The organism is Pelosinus sp. UFO1, from assembly GCF_000725345.1.
GTDB lineage: Bacteria > Bacillota > Negativicutes > DSM-13327 > DSM-13327 > Pelosinus.
Window position 1 is genome coordinate 786,208 of record NZ_CP008852.1, and the last position, 18,655, is coordinate 804,862.

Below are 18,655 nucleotides of genomic sequence, written 5' to 3' on the forward strand. Positions count from 1 at the left end.
TAGATTTACAAGTTCTCGGATCGCGTATAGTGCTCCTGTCCAGATGGAAAAAACTCGCTGTTTGATCCGATACGCAGAACTGTATCATCTTCCCATCATTTAATATACGTACTTTTTGGATATGGTGACGAAAGGGAACGTCCCCAGTGTCCTATCCAGTGTTACGTTCCTGCTAAAATATGGAGTACTATTACCTCTGCCAGGCTGTAAGAAGGTATCACACAAAAAGATTGTGAGTTTCTGAAATACTCTATTTAGTTAGATAAGTTATTCATTGGAAAGATCGTCAATCGCTTGAACAGCTAGTTCCAATGATTTAATTCTTCTTTCTAAAAGCGTTCTTTGAGGACTACCTGCCTTTGACTTAGCATAAATGTTCTCAATTGATGGGAATAAACCAATAAGAACATTGCGAGCTTCTGCTAAATCTTCCTGGGTATAATGATGGGGTCTTTGATTCCAAACGTTTTCTAGCATGGCTAAGCCGATGTAAAGAGCGTTGAGTCGTTTCTTTAATAAGGTAGTATTTGAGCCTTTCTGAGTCATCTGAGCTAAGGCATTTTCGGATTTACTGATTGTCGATTGGAAGGATTTTATTGATTCTAATTTATTTACATTTGATACGTTTTCCATGTTAATGCTGTCCTCTCTTCTTCTCTGAATTATTTTGCTTGATACTTGATAAAATTCGTTAAGAACCTGATCTCACTCACTCTGTAACCCCCAACCATAGTTAGAGAGTATTAGTAGAGGAATTTTATCGACAATCCAATAGTGCATACCTAGGATTAGTATTACTCTCTCTATCAAAACAAAACGTGCTGGGTCTGGCGTCTTAATCCTATCTCGAATAAAAAAGTGCGCTTAAACCAGGTGTTTAAATCACTATCAATTACATAGTGAAAACCTTTAATAAGTTTAACCTTATCTTTACTTTGAATTCGCACTTCGTTAATTTTTTTCACAGACCCCTCCCTAATTAAGAATTTTTTTTTTATATAAGCATGTGGGGTATTTATCATCAATACTCTTCTATATACAAGAGTGAGGGCAATGAGGGCGAGTTTAGTGTACTTTCCCGCACCATTTGACCCGATACGGAGAAACGCATCATTGGTAATGGCGAAAAATAACTTGTTATATACAAAAATAGTCGAAGTTCCTGCAGAAAGTTCTGATACTTTGCAGGAACTTCGTATTTTTATGGTAAATTTATTGATTGTAAGCTTAATAGGACTTTTAGACTCCAGAGAACCGTCCCCGCGAGTCTGCTTACAGTATAAATGAAATATAGGTTATTGACGAGAAGGACTTCTGCATGAGAAGTCTTATTTTTATGTATATTAGTAAATAATGAAGTAGGAGGCTATTCAAATAATGAGTAGCCTCCTACTTCATTAAGTGGATTTTACCGGAGAATTTCATCACCTGACACTGGTTATAAATTTCTATCTAACAACATTCCTACTTGTTCCGCCATAACACGAGGTGGAAATGGCATTTTATTTGCAAACCACCATTCTAGTATTCCTATATAAGCTGATGCAACAAACTGAATAATGATATCTTCATTTAGGTCTTTGTTCTTGCCTTTTGTTGTATTAACCTCGTTACTCAAATCTTCGATGAGAAGGGCAAGGAGCCGATTACGAAAAGAAGGGGCACCTTTACTCGCTAACATTGTTGAAAAAAATAGATAATTATGTTCAAAATATCCGAACCAAATCAGATTCCCGTCTATAAAATCCATATCACCGGATTCTTCGCATAGTCTTTGGAGTTCATTTATATGTGTTTCCATCAACTTATCTAATAGATCATATTTATCTTGATAGTGGAGATAGAGAGTTCTACGGCTAATATTTGCGCGGTCAGAGAGGTTTTGAATGGTAATGTCATCAAAATTTTTCTCAGACATTAATTCTATGAAGGCCTTAGTTATTGCGTCTTGTGTTTTGAGTATTCGTCTATCAACTTTAGACATTGGAAAAGACACCAACCTTTCTTAAAGATAATTATCATATCTACTTAGAACGTGCATTAATACACATTCTATACTTATTTGGCAATTGCAAATCGTTTGTTTTTGAATATAATTATACACAGATGAGCATTAATACGTCAATGTGAATTATTAATCTAATATTAATTGTTAGAGATAGATGGGGGGGATGTAGAATAACTCTGCAACCTTAAAGAGGATATTTAATAAATTTACTTATTAGAAAGTGAGGAATAATCAATGGAATATGTAAAACTTGGAAATACTGGACTGGATGTATCTAAAATATGCCTGGGGTGTATGAGCTTTGGCGATCCTAAAAAATGGCAGGCAACCTGGGTATTAGAGGAAGATGCCGCCCGCAAAGTCATCAAAAAAGCCCTTGATCTTGGCATCAATTTCTTTGATACAGCAAACTGCTATGGTCTTGGCGCAAGCGAAGAAATCCTTGGCCGCGCTTTAAAAGATTATGCGAAACGAGAAAACATCGTCCTTGCTACCAAGCTGTCTGTAAAAATGCGAGATACCCCAAATGGCAGCGGCTTATCCCGCAAAGAAATTTTCTATGAAGTAAACGAAAGCCTGAAACGCCTACAGACAGACTATATTGATCTGTTATATATCCACCGCTGGGATTATGGCACACCAATTGAAGAAACCATGCGTGCACTGAACGACCTGGTTACTGAAGGAAAAGTCAGATATATCGGCGCCAGCTCCATGTATGCATGGCAGTTCCAAAAAGCACAATATACTGCCGAAAAACATGGCTGGGTGAAATTCGTCACAATGCAAGGACACTACAACTTATTATATAGAGAAGAAGAACGCGAAATGAATCCTCTCTGCAAGGATATGGGCATTGCCCTGACTCCATACAGCCCACTGGCTGCGGGAAGACTAAGCCGCGACTGGTTCGCAACAACCGCCAGAGCTGAGCAGGATCAGATTGCAAAAATGAAATACGACAGCACTGAGGATTCCGACAAAATGATCGTTGACCATGTCGGCGAAATTGCTGAAAAGAAGGGTATTACAAGAACAGCGGTTGCTCTTGCCTGGCTCTGGGCCAAAGGTGTTGTCGCTCCAGTTTACGGTCCAACCAAGGAAAAGTATCTTGATGATGCGGCCTCCGCTTTGGATGTCAAACTGACTGACGAAGAAATCTCCTATTTGGAAGAACCTTATATCCCTCACAAAATTATGGGGCATTGCTAAAAAACATATCCCGGAATCCATTCCTGTACGTAAAGATAAATAAAATACCGAAATGTGATTTACACGATATCCTAAAAAAACAAAACCATATTTACTAAGAAAAAGAGGTTAACTATGGAATCCACAAAAAAAGGAACTACTATTTTAGATATGTCACGTCCAAACAATAAAGTTTTAGCAGGACGCGTAGCCTTAGTTACTGGAGGCAGTTCCGGGCTTGGTTTCGGCGCTGCTAAGCGCCTGGCTGAGGAGGGCGCATTCGTTTATATTATTTCGCGGCGAAGAGATCAGATTGAGCAGGCGGCAGCGCGGATTGGAATATCAGTGCGTGGAATCGCGGTTGATGTTACGAAGAAGGATGATATGCTGCGTCTTGCTGAGACAATCAGGAAAGAGCATGGTGGCCTTGACATCATTTTTGCAAATGCTGGCGGAGGTAAGGCCATCTCGTTCGAAGATCTTACAGAGGAAGATGTCGACCACTTGTTGGGCGTCAATATCAAGGGCGTAATCTTTACTGTTCAGACAATGCTTCCGATTCTCAAGGACGGCGCTTCAGTTATTCTGAACGCTTCGATTACCGCCGATATGGGCCTGCCAGGGTTTGCTGTTTATGCGGCGACGAAGGCAGCTATTCGGTCCCTCGCCCGCAGTTGGACTACCGACCTCAAGCATAGGGGCATCAGGGTGAATTCGGTTAGCCCGGGCGTTGTGCCAACGGAGGGATACAATACCGAGCAAAACATGACTGACGCACAGGTGGCCGATTACGTGCAGCGAGTTACGAGTGAGATTCCGGCAGGCCGTGTCGGAACGCCGAAAGATATCGGTGATGCTGTGGTCTTTCTAGCCTCTGATGCGAGTAGCTTCATTACTGGTATTGATCTGGTAGTTGATGGTGGCATGACGCGAGTGTATGCGGGGAGAAATTGATCGATATCGATCAACACGCTCATTGAACATAAAGCCGGAAGGTATGCGAACTCTACTAACTAAAAAGGAAGATGACCAATGCAAAATTCAAAATTAGACGAACAACACATCATTTGCGAATTGCGTTGTGAAACACCGAACCGCGAAAAGGTAAAAGAACTCATCTTAGAATTTGTCGGGCCTGCACGTCTTGAAGAAGGGTGCCTTTACTACGACTTATATCAAAAGATCGAAGATTCCAACATTTTCTACATCATTGACGGTTGGGTTAATGAAAAAGCTGTTGCTGAGCACGCTCAGCATCCGAATGTGGCAAGAGTTATGGAACATTTGGGCCCCTTACTTCTGTATCCTCCGAAGATTACACTGAGTCAGCGTGTGAGTGAGCCGTCATAGTTGCAATATTGACTAGGTAGGGGGAGCTATTAAATCGATATTCCCAAAGATAAAAAGGAACTGAAAGAAGTTGTATATCAACTTTCGGTTCCTTTTTTCGAAAATGAAGTGTAAATACGGCTAGTTCAAAAGTGAGGGAAAAGTATGGCATGACAGGATACGTTGGGATTATGAACGCGTGGGACTGTTAGGAAAATCATTATATTAGGGGATGGATAATATGAACTATGTAACTTTAAATAATGGTGTGAAGATGCCAATACTAGGTTTTGGTGTTTATAAGATGGAAGATGAAGCACAGTGTGAACAGTGTGTATGCGATGCAATCCAGAGTGGTTACCGATTGATTGATACGTCATCAGCATATTTTAATGAAGAAGCAGTTGGAAGAGGAATAAAAAGAAGTAGAGTTCCAAGAGAAGAATTGTTTATTACAACGAAATTATGGATTCAGGATGCCGGATATGAGAATGCAAAGAAGGGTTTTGAAGAATCATTAAGAAAACTTCAGATGGATTATCTTGATTTATATCTGATACATCAACCTTTCAATGATTATTATGGATCTTGGCGTGCAATGAAAGAGCTCTATAACGCCGGAAAAATTAGAGCAATTGGTGTTTCTAATTTTACAAGTGATCGTTTGCTAGATTTAATTATAAATAATAACATTGTTCCGGCTGTAGATCAGGTAGAAGCTCATCCGTTTTATCAGCAAAAAGATGCGAAAAAATTAATGGACGAATATAAGATTCAAATGGAAGCGTGGAGCCCATTTGCTCATGGTGGGAATGATATTTTCCAAAATGAAGTTCTTATTTCCATAGGCAATAAGTATGGGAAATCAGCTGCACAGGTAGTTCTTCGCTGGCATATGCAAAGGGGCGTAGTAGCTATTCCAAAATCAGTTCATAAGGAACGTATTCAGGAAAATTTCAACATTTGGGATTTCAGTTTAAGTGATGAAGATATGAAAGTGATTGCAGCTATGGATAACAGGGGAAGAATAGCAGATCTTAGTGATCTGGAACTGGTAAAAAGGCTGAATGCTTTAAAAATCCGCTAATGAATTCGTCGACGGTGGAATCTCAAGAGCAATTGGGGTCAGGCTTGACTTATGTCAAAATTGAGTTGTTTTTCTCATGATCTTGTATTAGTCACATAAATCAAGTTGTTAAGAACTCAAGCCTGACCCCAGTTTTTGCACTCGATATAATAGAATAGATCTTCCAAGAAAATCATTGATGGGAAACAGCTATTTGTCTAATGATAGGCAAATAGCTGTTTTTTGTGTGCCGTGGGGAGATGTGGTGTATAATTGTATTTAAAAAACATTGACAAGACGACATAAAATGTTGCAATATATACAAATGACCTCATAATATTTTTGTTTTTAAAAATAAAGGAGAATTATATTATAATGATACTCGATAACTACGACAAAGCAATTCTTAGAGAGTTGCAAAAAGATTCTTCAATATCCAATTTAGATTTATCAAAAATGATTGGTTTGTCTACCTCAGCGTGTCTAACAAGGACAAAAAATCTAAAAGAACTAGGTGTTATCAAGCAGTTCACAACGATTGTTGATGAAAAAAAACTTGGAATGGAAACTATTGCTTTTATTATGGTGGTTTTGTCTCCGCTGACGAGAGAAACAGTTGATTTTTTCTTGGAGCAGATCAATAAAATTCCACAGGTTCTTGAATGTTATGCGATTACTGGTAATCGAGACTATCTTTTAAAAATTGTTGCAAAGGATATGCCTACTTACAAAGATTTTGTAATCGATTTACTTATGGCGATACCTGGAGTAAGTCGGGTGGAAGCTAACATTGTAATAAATACGGAAAAAAGAACATTATCAATACCAATTGACGAAGATTAATTTTGTAAGAGGGGGAGAAGTATGGACACCAATAATACGAATCAGTATGTGCAACGTGGACTTAAGAATCGTCATATCCAAATGATCGCGTTGGGGGGAGCCATCGGTACAGGATTGTTCTACGGTTCTGCTACAGTAGTAAAAATGGCTGGACCAGCGATTACTTTATCTTATTTAATCGGTGGCGCAATTATATTTTTTATTATGCGAGCATTGGGAGAAATGGCTGTCGATCATCCAGTGTCAGGCTCATTCAGTGAATATGCTTATCAATATTGGGGCGAACTTCCGGGATTCATTGCTGGCTGGAACTATTGGTTTAATTATGTAGTTGTTGGTATGGCTGAATTATCAGTGGTAGGCGTTTATATTAATTATTGGTTTCCGGATATTCCAACATGGGTTTCAGCACTGATATGCTTGGTGGGCGTTACATTAATTAATATGATAAATGTAAAAGTTTATGGCGAGTTTGAATTTTGGTTTGCCATTATTAAGGTAATAGCAATCATTGGCATGATTGTTTTTGGTATAGGGATGATTGTTTTTGGTGTTGGTAATGGTGGACAACCTATTGGGATCAGTAACTTATGGACACATGGAGGATTTTTACCAAATGGCATACAGGGAGTGGTGATGTCGCTGGTTTTAGTCATGTTTTCATTTGGTGGTGTAGAGCTTGTAGGAATTACTGCTGGTGAAGCTGAGAATCCTGAAAAAACCATTCCACAAGCCATTAATCAAGTTGTATGGAGAATTTTACTATTTTATATAGGAGCTATGGGAGTGATTTTAGCAATATTCCCGTGGATTGAAATGGAGTCAACGGGGAGTCCTTTCGTACAGATATTTTCTCATGTAGGTATTTCGTCAGCAGCTAATTTGTTGAATTTTGTAGTTCTTACGGCAGCTTTATCAGCATATAATAGTGCTTTATATAGTAACGGAAGAATGTTATACGGTTTGGCCGAACAAGGAAATGCTCCGAAAATCTTTGGTAAATTAAATTCAGCAGGTACACCAGTAAATGCAGTATTGGTTTCTACAGTGTTTACATTAATTGTAGTGTTATTAAGTTATTTAAACCCAGAGAAAGTATTCTTATACTTAATGTCATTGGCGACTATTTCGATTATTATTAATTGGGCGATTATTTTAATTGTACAGTTAAAGTCTCGCAAACATAAAGAACAGGCCAATAAACACATATTGTTTAAAATGCCGTTATACCCTATTGCATCTTATATCGGTTTAGCTTTTTTAGCAGCTGTTGTTGTTATTATGGCTTTCATGCCTGACATGCGTTTCTCGTTGTATATTGCACCTGTTTGGTTGTTATGTTTGTATATTGGTTACAAAATTAAAACAACAGCCCAAAGTAAATAGCTGTAGTTATAAAAGGATGGTAAGTAGAAACTTATCATTTATAATGACGAAAGAATCCCCTGCCGCAATTGAAGTGCACCCTAGTTCGGGAAGATAAAAAAACACCATATGTAGGATTACTTGAAATTAAGCAGACTGGCGCCGTTTTTCAAACGGTGTCAGTTTTGTTTTGAGGTTATACCGTTCATAGTTATAGTAATGTATGCATTGCTCAACAGCTTCTCTTGCTTCATCTATGGTTATAAACTGAAGCCAAAGTTGCCCAAAAAGCACAGTATCAGAGCACGTAGGATACGTCTACCCTTTTTAGGGAATAACAGCAATAAATTAGAACCAATAATTATTTTAAAAAACAGAAGTCTGTTTTTAAGGTAGTACGCCTTTATGGATAACGCGAAAGGCAATATGAAATTCCCTCAGCTATCAAATGATAGGAACAATGATGTAATTCTTTGCGATGACGAGAACGTATACCCTATAAGGACAATGGGATGAAATGTAGTAAATAAAAAGAGGATTTACAAATTTTGTATTGAAAAGTAAATAGTAAGAATATTGAAAATGTACAGGAGGATCATATGGAAAAGGTTTTTTCTAATTTGGATGCTAGTAAGGCCGACCTCGTTAAAGCAATTCAGACAGTAATTGGATTTCACAGTGTTAAAGGAGATCCACAGCCAGGTGCGCCATTCGGCAAAGAGAATAAAGATGCGCTGGACTTTGCATTGGCGGAAGCTAAAAAACTTGGTTTTACCGTAAAGAATCTTGATGGATATTGTGGTTATGCTGAGTATGGCGTGGGGGAAGAATATGTTGCCGTACTTGGACATTTAGATATTGTACCTCTTGGTAAGGGCTGGACTTCTCCACCTCTTGAGGGGAAAATTGTGAACAATTGTATCATAGGACGTGGGGCGATCGATGATAAAGGGCCAATTTTTGCTGCTTTATATGCCTTGAAAGCCATTAAAGATGCGGGAATAACGCTGAAGCATCGCATTCGAGTTATTTTTGGTTGCGATGAAGAAGTTGGTATGATGGATATGGAGCATTATTTGAAACATGAACCAGCACCATGCTTTGGTTTTACTCCTGATTCTACTTTCCCGGTAACCTATGGAGAAAAGGGACATGTCAATATTTTTCTCTCCGCAGTGCTTGGGGAACAACCAGCAACCAATGTGATTGTAAGCATCGGCGGTGGCGATACGATGAACGTCGTACCAGATTATGCAGAAGCTACCGTAAGAGTAACTGATCCTAGTGCTTTCATAGCATTATCCCAGAGATATACCCAACGGGAAAAATGTCAGCTGACTGCCGAAGGCGGTAATGGCAATGAAGTGGTGATAAAAGTAAAAGGCAGACCTGCTCACGCTATGGAACCAGCGATGGGTGATAATGCTGTTAGCCGTCTGTGCGCTTTTTTAGTTGAATGTCAATTGAGCGGGACCCTTGCAGAGTTTGTTGGCAAAATCAATACACTCCTAGGGCGGGAATGTGATGGGCAGTCTTTAGGTATTGCGTGTAGCGATGAAGTATCCGGTGGTCTGACCTTGAATTTTTCACGAATTATATGCAAGAATGGGAATGTGGAAGTTGGCTGTGACATCCGTGTACCAGTGACTGTCAACCCAGAAACGATAGCGGAAAAAATAAAAGGGGCTACCGCTGCTTTAGGATTAAAACTGGAGATACCCGAAATTACCCAGCCTCTATATTATCCTAAAGACAGCTTTTTGGTCACGACATTGACCGAAATTTTTTGTCGGCAATTTGGCAAAGAAGTAGCACCTATGACTACAGGTGGCGGTACTTATGCAAAAACAATGCCTAATACTGTGGCTTTTGGTATGGCCTTTCCTGGAGGAATATCTAAAGGTGAACATGAGGCTGACGAAAAACTTGATTTAGATGAATTGACGCTAGCGACAAAAATACTTGCGGAAGCCATGATAAAACTAGCGCAATAATAAGGTATAATAGTAAAAAGATAAGGGGTAGTAGAGTTATTTTCTCTACTACCCCTTATCTTTTTATAATCACACGTCTATAAAGGGCGCGATGGAAGCAGACGGGGGAAATGGTTTTGTCTTTGTTTAAGGCAACCTTAACTTACGGTGGATGTCCTCAAAAGTTCTGTCAATTATTGAGCGAGATTTGTTTGTATATTTGCATAAATAGTTTAACTTATTTATGGATATTGTCTCTATTTATACAATTTTTACATACTCGTCTTTTATTTTTAGCGTAATTTTTTCACTTAGCTCTTACCCAATAGTTATGAGATTTCGACCATTGTTTTTGCTCTGATACATTAATTGATCTACACGCTTTATTAGACTGTCTATAGTATCTTCTGCTTTTACTAACGTACCTCCACCTGATACAGTTACACACAATAACCCTTCGTTGATGTGGAGACATGATTTTTCTACCAAGATTCGAAGTTTATTAGCAGCATATTCTAGTTTATTTTCTGTTAAATTACCACTGAGAATAGCTATTATTTCTTCGCCACCCCATCTAATGACTACATCAGAAGCTCTGAGGCCGTTAACTAGTGTCTTGCTAACCATTTTTAAAACAGAATCACCAACGTCGTGACCATACTCATCATTTACTTGTTTAAAATGGTCAATGTCAAAAAAAAGTATTCCTAGTATAGCCCCGTTTCTGTGCACCTCATGTAGCTTGGATGTCAGATAGTCCTCAGCAAAACGTCTATTCTTTAGGCCGGTAAGTGTATCAACCATTACTAGCGCATTCAGCTGGTGGATTTCTTTTGTTAATTCATCGTGAACTGAGTTGTCTACAAATACTTCTGTTACTCCCAAAGTTTCGCCATCATCATCCAATAAAGGAATTACCCGTATAGACACTGGAACCCGATATCCTTCTTTATGATGAATGTAAACTTCAACTTCGCGAATTTGAGAGTCTTTTAGAGTAGCATCAATTGGACATTCCTTCGTACAGAGGTTATTTCCTTCTCCATCAATATGCATTAATATGTTACTGCAATAGGGTTTTTTAATTACTTCGGAATGTGAGTAGCCAGTAATCTTTTCAGCGCTCATATTCCAAAATAATATTCTCTTGTCTTTATCTACAATATAGAGACCATCATATAAGTTATTTAAGATGCTCGGATTGTAAAGTTTTTCTTTCATATTCTGGTCGTTGCCTCCTTACGGTAATAGCACTAATTCGCCAAAACTTTTCAAACTCCTGTCCAAGCAGTTTAACGATATATAATAGCTAAGAACTCCCGCCCAATTTGTGGATTTAGCAGGAGTTTCGTACGTTTATGAGAAATGTTACAAAGATAGATTAAGGGCAGTAGATTTTGTTATTGGATTGATTTATCGGAAGAAGCGTCCTTGAGAGTCTGCATTAGGGCGAAAGTAAATGTTATTAAGCAAAATTTCCAAAAACATTGATGAAGATGTTGTTATTGGAGGCTCTTTTAATTATGGAATTAAGACAAATTGAATATTTTTGTATGGTAGGCAAATTACAGAGTTTTACCAGAGCGGCGGAACAATTACATATTTCTCAGCCTTCTATTACTCAGGCCATTCGCAAGCTGGAGGAAGAAATTGATGTTCAGCTTTTTGACAGGAGTAAAAAGAAAGCCGTTCTTACGGCAGAAGGTCAGGCTTTCCTCTCACGAATGGAAAAGATTCTTGATGACTGTCAACAAGCCGTTCAGGAAGCAAAGGACTTTAAAACATGGCGAAAAGGTACGGTTAAATTAGGTGTTCCGCCCATGATTGAATCTTACTTATTTCCTGACATTTTCTCTTGTTTTAAACAGGCCTACCCAGCTTTACAACTGATTGCTTTTGAAGAAACATCCTCCTTGGATGCTGCTGCTAAACTAGAAAAAGACGAACTTGATTTGGCAATCATCATTCTTCCTGAGAATTCGGAAACTCTCAATACCTCGGTAATCACCCAGGAACAACTTGTTTTGTGCATGCATCCCAATCATCCACTACGACAGCAGAATGCAGTACGATTTGATCAACTAAAGAACGAACAGTTTATCTTATTAAAAGAAAAATCGTATCAGCACCAAGTTGTCATCAGTAGGTGTTTGCGTCAACACTTTATGCCTAATACGATACTTTCTTCCAATCAAATTAAAACAATAAAGAGTTTAATCTCCAATGGTTCGGGAATTTCGTTACTAATGACGATGGTTGTTCGTGATGATCATCATATTGCTGTTGTTCCATTACAGGAACCTATTATATTTGATATTGGCTTAGCGTGGAAAAAAGATAAGTGTTTGTCCAATGCATCCATAGCGTTTATAAAGTTTATTAAAGAGCAGTACAAGCTTACAAAAAATCACTGATTCTGCTAAACAATAAATCATAACGACTTTTGATGTATTGTTGCCTAAACCATATAGTAAAAAGAAACGAGAATTTCACGTTTCTTTTTTTTTTTGCTACTTTGTTATCAAGCATCGCTCATCCTGCTAAGAGGAGGCCTTAGTATTTTAAGCAGCAACAACTGTCAATTTCAATTAATTACAATTACTATAGGAGTAAGTTATCAACTCATTGTTATAATATATTTCACTTTGATGATTGTACATGATAGTGTTTATTTATGGATATGGAATTGCAAAGTAAATAATTTTAGTTTGCAAATTTATTGGAGGTAGAATGAATGATAACCGATGAAATCAAAAAGAAAATTCGTAATATTGTTGGGGTAGAAAATGCGATTGATTCGAAAGACGAGTGTTTTGGCTATTCTTATGACTCATCCTTTGTGCCCATGTCATTAGAAAATATTCCCGATCTCGTAGTCATTCCGAGCACTACCGAAGAGGTATCAGCCGTCATGGCGATTGCAAATGAATATGGTATCCCAGTCACACCTCGTGGTACCGCAAGTGGTCGCACGGGCGGCAGCATACCTGTCTGTGGTGGTATTTCTCTAGCGCTACATCGTATGACAAAAATCATTGAACTGGATGAAGGTAATATGATGATTACCGTGGAAGCTGGCGTACGTACTATCGACATTTACGATTATTGTGCTGCCAAAGGTTTGTTTTTTCCTCCAGATCCAGCTAGTTGGAAGTATTCAACCATTGGTGGAAATGTAGCAGAAAACGCTGGTGGCATGCGGGCCGTTAAGTATGGCGTGACCAGTAACTATGTCATGGGGCTTGAGGTCGTATTAGCGGACGGTAGTATTATTAATACGGGCGGTAAAGCACTGAAAAACGTAACGGGCTATAATCTTACGCAATTGTTTACCGGTTCGGAAGGAACCTTAGGGGTTGTCACAAAGGCACTATTGCGCTTAATTCCGATGCCCAAAGTACGGAATACCATACAATTAATGTTTTCTTCACTTGATGATGCTTGTAAGACCATTCACAAAATGCTGATGTCAGGAGTGATACCAGCGGCGGCAGAATTAATGGATAAAATTAGTATTCAAGCAGTAGCCAGACATCGTAAGCTTGAGATTGATTCTTCGATAGAAGCCTGTGTAATCTTAGAAATTGATGGAGCAAGCAATGACGATTTAGTAGAACAAGCTGAGAGAATTCAAACTATCGCTAGCGAATTTGACGTAATCGAAGTTCGGGTTGCGACTTCTCAGCAAGAGATCGATGAAATTTGGGCAATACGCCGTGGACTTAGTTCAGCCATTGGTGCTGCGGCTCCAAATAGATTTGGCGAAGATATTTCTGTACCACGAGATGCGTTTCCTGAGACCGTTCGTCTTATCCGCAAAATATCAGAAAAATATAAGCTGACAATTGCCGTTTATGGACATGCTGGTGATGGAAACATCCATCCTTCTGTACTTTGCGATCTGTCTAAGCCTGGAGAAGAAAAACGAGTTCATGAAGCTGTAGATGAAATTTTTGCGGCAGCTCTTTCGGTAGGCGGTACTTTATCCGGTGAACACGGTATTGGCATCACCAAACGGCCTCATATTGCCAAGGCTTTAGGTGAAGCAGGGGTCAATGCGCTGGAAATGGTCAAGCAGTCCTTTGATCCTAAGGGAATTCTTAATCCAAATAAAATTTGGTAGAGAGGAGTTTGAAATGATAAATACAGATATAAAATCATACTTCAAAGACGTGGAAGATATTGTGAGTCAGTGTGACCGTTGTGGTACTTGTCTAACAGTATGTCCTTTATTTGGAGCAAAAGATATAGAATCATCAAGTGCCCGCGGCAAAAATAATATAGCCAGGGGATTGATACAGGGAGTTGTTAAACCCAGTACTGAGATACTCAACATTGCTAATTTCTGCCTTTTGTGCCGAACTTGTGTAGATAACTGTCCTAGCAAGGTGAAAACCGATGATGCGATGATTGCTCTTCGTCAATATTTTGCCGATAAAAATGGTAGTCCTGGTGCTAAATATAAAGCGTTAGGTACCTTAATGAAGAATCGAACCCTTGTAAAATTATCTGCTGGGGCACTTAAGGTATTACGTAAGGTTGGCATGAATACGATGATCCCGCATGGTATGGCCCCTAGCGAATTTACCCGCAAGCAGTATTTGGCATCATTTGCAGGTCCTGCCGCCCTGGGGAGTGTTGCACCGATGTCGCCTATTAAGATATCAGATAAAAGCAAGGTTGCCTATTTTAAAGGATGCGGTATGCGCATGATGTTCCCTGATGCAGTAGAAGGGACACTTGCTATCTTACGGACACTAACAGAACCACAACTAATCAATAACATGTGTTGTGGATTACCCCACCTTGCTCATGGACTTCGTACTGATTTTTTAGATATGGCAAAAGAAAATATTTCTTTATTTGAGAATGCTGATGTGATTGTTAGTGATTGTGCTAGCTGTAGCGGTACATTGAAGCACATTGGCGCTTATTTCACTGACGACCCAGTGTGGAAAGAGCGAGCAGCGGTCTTTAGTCAGAAAATCATGGGCCTGAGTGAATATCTCATCCATGTTGGCTATAAGCCTCAGCACAGTGTTAATACAAAGCTGACATTTCATGAACCGTGCCACTTGGGGCGAGGTCAAGGCATAAAAAAACAGCCTCGTGAGCTTTTAAAAGCAACTGGCAACTTTATTGAAATGGCAGGATCCAATATTTGCTGTGGCGGTGCTGGATCCTTCCATATCGACTATCATGATATTGCAGCATCCATCTTAGAAAAGAAACGAATTAATATTGAAAATTCTGGGGCACAAATTGTTGTCTCAGAATGTCCCACTTGCCTTGTTCAGCTAAATAAAGCAGCAGCACAAAGTGGTGGTAAATTCAAGGTAATGCATATTAGCCAAGTCATTTAAAATAACTAAGGTTCAGGTCGGTGCGATAAGGATAGGAAATTTTAGGGAGGTTTAATTAATGATTTGGATTGGTGTTTTAATTGTACTTTTAACATTCCTCGCTATCATCAAACGTTATGAAACTAGGTTGGTTCTATTTGTAGCAGGTGTTGCAATGGCTTTAGTCATCGGCAAACCTTTAGTTGCCATAGATGCATTTGCCAAAGCAATGGTGAACGAAGGGCTTGTAACCACGATTTGTACAGTGATGGGTTTTTCTTATGTAATGAAACTGACTGGCTGTGATAGTCATCTAGTAAACTTCTTAACTAGCTTATTAAAAAGATTTAAATTTATCCTGATACCAGGAGCCATAATAATGACTTGGGTTCTTAATATTGCTTTACCGAGTACGGCTGGGTGCGCCGCTGCAGTTGGTGCTGTATTAATACCTACTTTGATTGGAGCTGGTGTACACCCTGCTATGGCTGCCGCTGCTATCATGTCCGGCACATTTGGTAGTACCATGAGCCCTGGTCTTGTTCATAATCCATTTGTCGCTAAGTTAGCTAATGTTGATGTGATGACAGTTATTGCTGGTCATACCTCAGCTGTGCTTATTGCACTTGCTGTTGCAGCACCGATACTAACTCTTGTTTCCTATTTGCGCAAAGAAGGTCCTAGTGCTGAGCGTGCCGGAAAATTAGCTATCAATGAGCAAGATTTTAAAGTTAACTTTGTAAAAGCGCTAGTTCCTATCGTTCCTCTTATATTGTTGGTGTTAGGCAGCAAAATGGTTGGTTTTATTCCTGCCGTTACAGTTCCCCAGGCTATGATTATGGGTGTCATACTAGGATTTATAGTAACATTGGGGAACGCTCAAGAAATATCCAAAAGCTTTTTTAAAGGCATGGGTGAGTCTTATGGCGAAATAGTGGGTATTATTATTGCAGCTGCTGTATTTACACAAGGGATGGAGACAATTGGACTCACTGGTGCACTCATTGAAAAAATGAAGGAATCACAGGATATAGCTAGATATGCGGCATCTTTCGGCCCATATTTGCTTGCAATTTTGAGTGGTTCGGGTGATGCTGCCGCTCTCGCATTCAATGGTTCAGTTACCCCTCATGCTGCTCAATTTGGTTTTAAAATCACTGATATGGGCTCACTTGCTACAATATCTGGAGCTCTCGGACGTACTATGTCTCCAGTAGCAGGTGCTACCATTGTTTGTGCAACAATTGCTGGAGTAAACCCTATGGAGATTGCTAAACGTACTGCCCCAGGAATGTGCGTTGCGATAATTGCCGTTTTAATTGTGTTCTCATTAAAATAATTCGTCGTTTGACTCGATACAAAGTAGTCTCAAACCTTGTAAACACAGGGGGAGAGACTACTTTTTGAGAAAATGACTTTTTACAGTTTTGTAAGCTTTTCAGCTATCAAATGCAGAGTGCGATTTGAACCTGCAATCATTTCTAAAATGTCACAAATTGGCTGGTTTGCAAGCCGATCAATATCTAAGCGATTACTGTGGGTATCAAAAATAATAACATCGGATGAAATATTATTAAGAACAGATTTTGTAACGGCATTTTGAATAATATCCAGCGCTTTATTACTGGAAACAACTAGATCGTTGACTTCAAGCCTGATTTTTTTCAAATCAGCTTCAGCAGGCGAGACGTTACTTTGCAAATCCGACTTTATTTTTTCAATGTTATCAGCGATATGACGGTAAAATTTTGTAGCAATATATTGAATTAGTACACAGGCAGAATGGACAGATGCGGCGCGGGTTGCTGGAATGATTGTGACGTCTTTACGCAAGTAGGGGCGATAGGCTGGTGACAAAAGACCACCTTCACCAACAAAGCGGTCAACGCCGATTATATATTTGGCTTTTTGCAATCGCGCTGATATTTCTTCTTGCGGCATTTCACGATAGGCGATCGGCACAAACTCAACGCAGGTAATACCAAGGTTTTTGCAATAATTCCCTAATATAGTTGCATATTCTAAATGATTGTTAAAAATATAAACCGTTTCGTTTTTAGGAATACGAGCTACTGCAATAAAAAATTTTGAGTTGGGCATTAAGTCAAGTAGAACAATTTTTTCTTTTGGGACTACTTGTGACAGTGACTTTAGCTGTGTTTGGGCGCAAATATAGATATCAGCAATGGAACTATCCTCAATTTCACAAGTCAAGTATGTCTGAATATCGATATTTTCACTTAACATTGATTGTATAATACCCGCGATTTCACCAGCAATCAATGGGCCGCTAGCAACAACAGCGATGTTCAATTTCATAGTAGTATCTCCTTTTAAAATAATAAAGGCAATTTAAAGGTGTTAAACAAAAGTCTCTTTCGCTAAATCAAGGAAAGCTTGTGCAGCATGTGAAAGAGCTTTATTTTTTTTTATAGCAATGGCGATATCAATCATCACGGGAGTATTTAGCGGAATAGTGATCAGAGAAGTGTCACATAAATCCTGCGGTAAGATTGTGAGACCTGCATTACAGGCAACGAGGCTTTTAATGGTCTGGATGTGATTGGATTCAAAGGCTATCTGGGGTAGTGTATTGAGCCTTTCAAATTCCTTTATAATTATCTTTCGGAGCAGACAGTTTTGGGTAAGCAAGATTAATGGCTCATTTACTAGTTCGGACAGCTCAATAGAATTTTTTCTTTGAAAGCAGTGTTCTTTTGAACAGCAGACAACTAGCTCTTGTGAGCCGAGGCGAGTGTAATCGAGAAGGATATTATTGTCACCTAAAATGACGATGCCAAGATCTGCTTTATCCTCAATTAATAATGTTTGTATCTCGGGGACATTACCTTCAATAAAAGAAAGCTTGATATTGGGATATTGTTTTTTAAACATTTTTAAAAACATAGGAATTGGCCGTGTTCCGGCAATTGGCGTAATTGCTAAAGTTAAAACACCGTTATTCAGGTTTTTTAATTCATTTATTTCAAAAATTGTTGTTGATACGCCACGCATAATATTCTCGACATGCTTACAGAATACTTGTCCCTCGGTTGTCAGGATTGCTTGCTTTTGATTACGGTCAAATAGCTGGATGCCGAGTTCTTCCTCTAAACTGCGAATAGCGTTTGTTACGGCAGGCTGTGATACGTAGAGCCGTTCTGCTGCCCGCGTGAAACTGTTTGTCTTACTTACCATAAGAAAGTATTCCAGTTGTCGTAATTCCATAATCGTTGCTCCCACGCATTTATAATATAATTAATTCTATCATGGAAAATCTAATTAGAGTGACTTTTATGCGGGAAAAGCGATAAGATTTTCTTATGATAAAATAAGTTAAATTTATTCAACTATTAAAAAAGTAGAACAATAAATAGTTATAAGCTAAACTTTTTCGAAAAGAAGCTGTTTTATCCGATAGCTAACCCGCTCTAATACGCCCACCTCTATAAGCGGTGCATAAAGAGCGGCTAAGCTCCTGGATAACGTCGACTAAGATTCAGTTGGAGTTTTAAATCCAACTGAATCTTAGTCGACG

General features: G+C 38.9%; 18 protein-coding genes. 11 read left to right on the top strand and 7 right to left on the bottom strand.

The features are described 5' to 3' along the window. Nucleotides 1-267 precede the first annotated feature (267 nt). The 3 genes from UFO1_RS03505 to UFO1_RS03515 form a co-directional block, all read right to left on the bottom strand. Complete coding sequence (locus UFO1_RS03505) at nt 268-633, bottom strand: hypothetical protein (protein WP_038667991.1); 366 nt, start codon at nt 631-633, stop codon at nt 268-270. Between the two features lie 173 nt (nt 634-806). Beyond that, nucleotides 807-965, bottom strand: coding sequence for a hypothetical protein (locus UFO1_RS25120; protein WP_158442772.1), 159 nt, complete (start codon nt 963-965; stop codon nt 807-809). Between the two features lie 473 nt (nt 966-1,438). Next, nucleotides 1,439-1,984, bottom strand: coding sequence for a TetR/AcrR family transcriptional regulator (locus UFO1_RS03515; RefSeq protein ID WP_038667995.1), 546 nt, complete (start codon nt 1,982-1,984; stop codon nt 1,439-1,441). Nucleotides 1,985-2,242: 258 nt separating this feature from the next. Here UFO1_RS03515 and UFO1_RS03520 point away from each other — a divergent pair, with 258 nt between their 5' ends. The 6 genes from UFO1_RS03520 to UFO1_RS03545 all read left to right on the top strand — a co-directional run bounded on the left by UFO1_RS03520 (nt 2,243) and on the right by UFO1_RS03545 (nt 7,823). Further along, nucleotides 2,243-3,220, top strand: coding sequence for an aldo/keto reductase (locus UFO1_RS03520; RefSeq protein WP_038667997.1), 978 nt, complete (start codon nt 2,243-2,245; stop codon nt 3,218-3,220). A 114-nt stretch (nt 3,221-3,334) separates the two neighbouring features. Beyond that, nucleotides 3,335-4,153 carry an SDR family NAD(P)-dependent oxidoreductase gene (locus tag UFO1_RS03525; RefSeq protein ID WP_201771049.1) on the top strand — a complete coding sequence of 273 codons (819 nt, stop codon included), beginning with the start codon at nt 3,335-3,337 and terminating at the stop codon, nt 4,151-4,153. Nucleotides 4,154-4,231: 78 nt separating this feature from the next. After that, nucleotides 4,232-4,549, top strand: coding sequence for a putative quinol monooxygenase (locus UFO1_RS03530; protein ID WP_038667999.1), 318 nt, complete (start codon nt 4,232-4,234; stop codon nt 4,547-4,549). A 220-nt stretch (nt 4,550-4,769) separates the two neighbouring features. Continuing rightward, a complete protein-coding gene (locus tag UFO1_RS03535; protein WP_038668001.1) occupies nt 4,770-5,615 on the top strand; it encodes an aldo/keto reductase in 846 nt (281 codons plus the stop codon). Nucleotides 5,616-5,969: 354 nt separating this feature from the next. Continuing rightward, a complete protein-coding gene (locus tag UFO1_RS03540; RefSeq protein WP_038668003.1) occupies nt 5,970-6,437 on the top strand; it encodes an Lrp/AsnC family transcriptional regulator in 468 nt (155 codons plus the stop codon). A 21-nt stretch (nt 6,438-6,458) separates the two neighbouring features. After that, nucleotides 6,459-7,823 carry an amino acid permease gene (locus UFO1_RS03545; RefSeq protein WP_038668005.1) on the top strand — a complete coding sequence of 455 codons (1,365 nt, stop codon included), beginning with the start codon at nt 6,459-6,461 and terminating at the stop codon, nt 7,821-7,823. 126 nt (nt 7,824-7,949) lie between these two features. Here the strand turns inward: UFO1_RS03545 and UFO1_RS26175 are convergent, their stop codons facing one another. Then, entirely contained in the window at nt 7,950-8,096 is a 147-nt protein-coding gene (locus tag UFO1_RS26175; RefSeq protein ID WP_084159774.1) for an IS3 family transposase, read from the bottom strand. Between the two features lie 305 nt (nt 8,097-8,401). Between UFO1_RS26175 and pepV the strand changes: the two genes are divergently transcribed. Beyond that, nucleotides 8,402-9,796 (top strand): dipeptidase PepV, encoded by a 1,395-nt coding sequence (gene pepV / locus UFO1_RS03550; RefSeq protein WP_038668007.1) that lies wholly within the window; start codon nt 8,402-8,404, stop codon nt 9,794-9,796. A 297-nt stretch (nt 9,797-10,093) separates the two neighbouring features. Here pepV and UFO1_RS03555 read toward each other — a convergent pair whose 3' ends face one another. Then, complete coding sequence (locus tag UFO1_RS03555; protein WP_038668009.1) at nt 10,094-10,996, bottom strand: sensor domain-containing diguanylate cyclase; 903 nt, start codon at nt 10,994-10,996, stop codon at nt 10,094-10,096. 302 nt (nt 10,997-11,298) lie between these two features. Between UFO1_RS03555 and UFO1_RS03560 the strand changes: the two genes are divergently transcribed. The 4 genes from UFO1_RS03560 to dcuC all read left to right on the top strand — a co-directional run bounded on the left by UFO1_RS03560 (nt 11,299) and on the right by dcuC (nt 16,456). Further along, nucleotides 11,299-12,189 (top strand): LysR family transcriptional regulator, encoded by an 891-nt coding sequence (locus tag UFO1_RS03560; protein WP_038668011.1) that lies wholly within the window; start codon nt 11,299-11,301, stop codon nt 12,187-12,189. 320 nt (nt 12,190-12,509) lie between these two features. Continuing rightward, the gene (locus tag UFO1_RS03565; protein WP_038668013.1) at nt 12,510-13,898 is read left to right on the top strand and encodes an FAD-binding oxidoreductase; all 1,389 of its coding nucleotides are present in this window, start codon (nt 12,510-12,512) and stop codon (nt 13,896-13,898) included. Nucleotides 13,899-13,911: 13 nt separating this feature from the next. Further along, nucleotides 13,912-15,138, top strand: a complete 1,227-nt coding sequence (locus UFO1_RS03570) for a (Fe-S)-binding protein (protein WP_236639322.1) — start codon at nt 13,912-13,914, stop codon at nt 15,136-15,138. A 58-nt stretch (nt 15,139-15,196) separates the two neighbouring features. Further along, complete coding sequence (gene dcuC, locus UFO1_RS03575; RefSeq protein WP_038668015.1) at nt 15,197-16,456, top strand: C4-dicarboxylate transporter DcuC; 1,260 nt, start codon at nt 15,197-15,199, stop codon at nt 16,454-16,456. Between the two features lie 80 nt (nt 16,457-16,536). On the opposite strand, the gene UFO1_RS03580 is transcribed toward dcuC, so the two are convergent. Then, the gene (locus tag UFO1_RS03580) at nt 16,537-17,436 is read right to left on the bottom strand and encodes a hypothetical protein (RefSeq protein ID WP_038668016.1); all 900 of its coding nucleotides are present in this window, start codon (nt 17,434-17,436) and stop codon (nt 16,537-16,539) included. Between the two features lie 42 nt (nt 17,437-17,478). After that, on the bottom strand, nt 17,479-18,345 hold the full coding sequence (locus UFO1_RS03585) for a LysR family transcriptional regulator (protein ID WP_038668018.1): 867 nt from the start codon (nt 18,343-18,345) through the stop codon (nt 17,479-17,481). Between the last annotated feature and the right edge of the window lie 310 nt (nt 18,346-18,655).

Excerpts from the sequence above, each read along its gene's own strand:
- UFO1_RS03505 (WP_038667991.1), bottom strand. The coding sequence starts at position 633 with ATGGAAAACGTATCAAATGTAAATAAATTAGAATCAATAAAATCCTTC.
- UFO1_RS03515 (WP_038667995.1), bottom strand. The coding sequence starts at position 1,984 with ATGTCTAAAGTTGATAGACGAATACTCAAAACACAAGACGCAATAACT.
- UFO1_RS03520 (WP_038667997.1), top strand. The coding sequence starts at position 2,243 with ATGGAATATGTAAAACTTGGAAATACTGGACTGGATGTATCTAAAATA.
- UFO1_RS03525 (WP_201771049.1), top strand. The coding sequence starts at position 3,335 with ATGGAATCCACAAAAAAAGGAACTACTATTTTAGATATGTCACGTCCA.
- UFO1_RS03530 (WP_038667999.1), top strand. The coding sequence starts at position 4,232 with ATGCAAAATTCAAAATTAGACGAACAACACATCATTTGCGAATTGCGT.
- UFO1_RS03535 (WP_038668001.1), top strand. The coding sequence starts at position 4,770 with ATGAACTATGTAACTTTAAATAATGGTGTGAAGATGCCAATACTAGGT.
- UFO1_RS03540 (WP_038668003.1), top strand. The coding sequence starts at position 5,970 with ATGATACTCGATAACTACGACAAAGCAATTCTTAGAGAGTTGCAAAAA.
- UFO1_RS03545 (WP_038668005.1), top strand. The coding sequence starts at position 6,459 with ATGGACACCAATAATACGAATCAGTATGTGCAACGTGGACTTAAGAAT.
- pepV (WP_038668007.1), top strand. The coding sequence starts at position 8,402 with ATGGAAAAGGTTTTTTCTAATTTGGATGCTAGTAAGGCCGACCTCGTT.
- UFO1_RS03555 (WP_038668009.1), bottom strand. The coding sequence starts at position 10,996 with ATGAAAGAAAAACTTTACAATCCGAGCATCTTAAATAACTTATATGAT.
- UFO1_RS03560 (WP_038668011.1), top strand. The coding sequence starts at position 11,299 with ATGGAATTAAGACAAATTGAATATTTTTGTATGGTAGGCAAATTACAG.
- UFO1_RS03565 (WP_038668013.1), top strand. The coding sequence starts at position 12,510 with ATGATAACCGATGAAATCAAAAAGAAAATTCGTAATATTGTTGGGGTA.
- UFO1_RS03570 (WP_236639322.1), top strand. The coding sequence starts at position 13,912 with ATGATAAATACAGATATAAAATCATACTTCAAAGACGTGGAAGATATT.
- dcuC (WP_038668015.1), top strand. The coding sequence starts at position 15,197 with ATGATTTGGATTGGTGTTTTAATTGTACTTTTAACATTCCTCGCTATC.
- UFO1_RS03580 (WP_038668016.1), bottom strand. The coding sequence starts at position 17,436 with ATGAAATTGAACATCGCTGTTGTTGCTAGCGGCCCATTGATTGCTGGT.
- UFO1_RS03585 (WP_038668018.1), bottom strand. The coding sequence starts at position 18,345 with ATGGAATTACGACAACTGGAATACTTTCTTATGGTAAGTAAGACAAAC.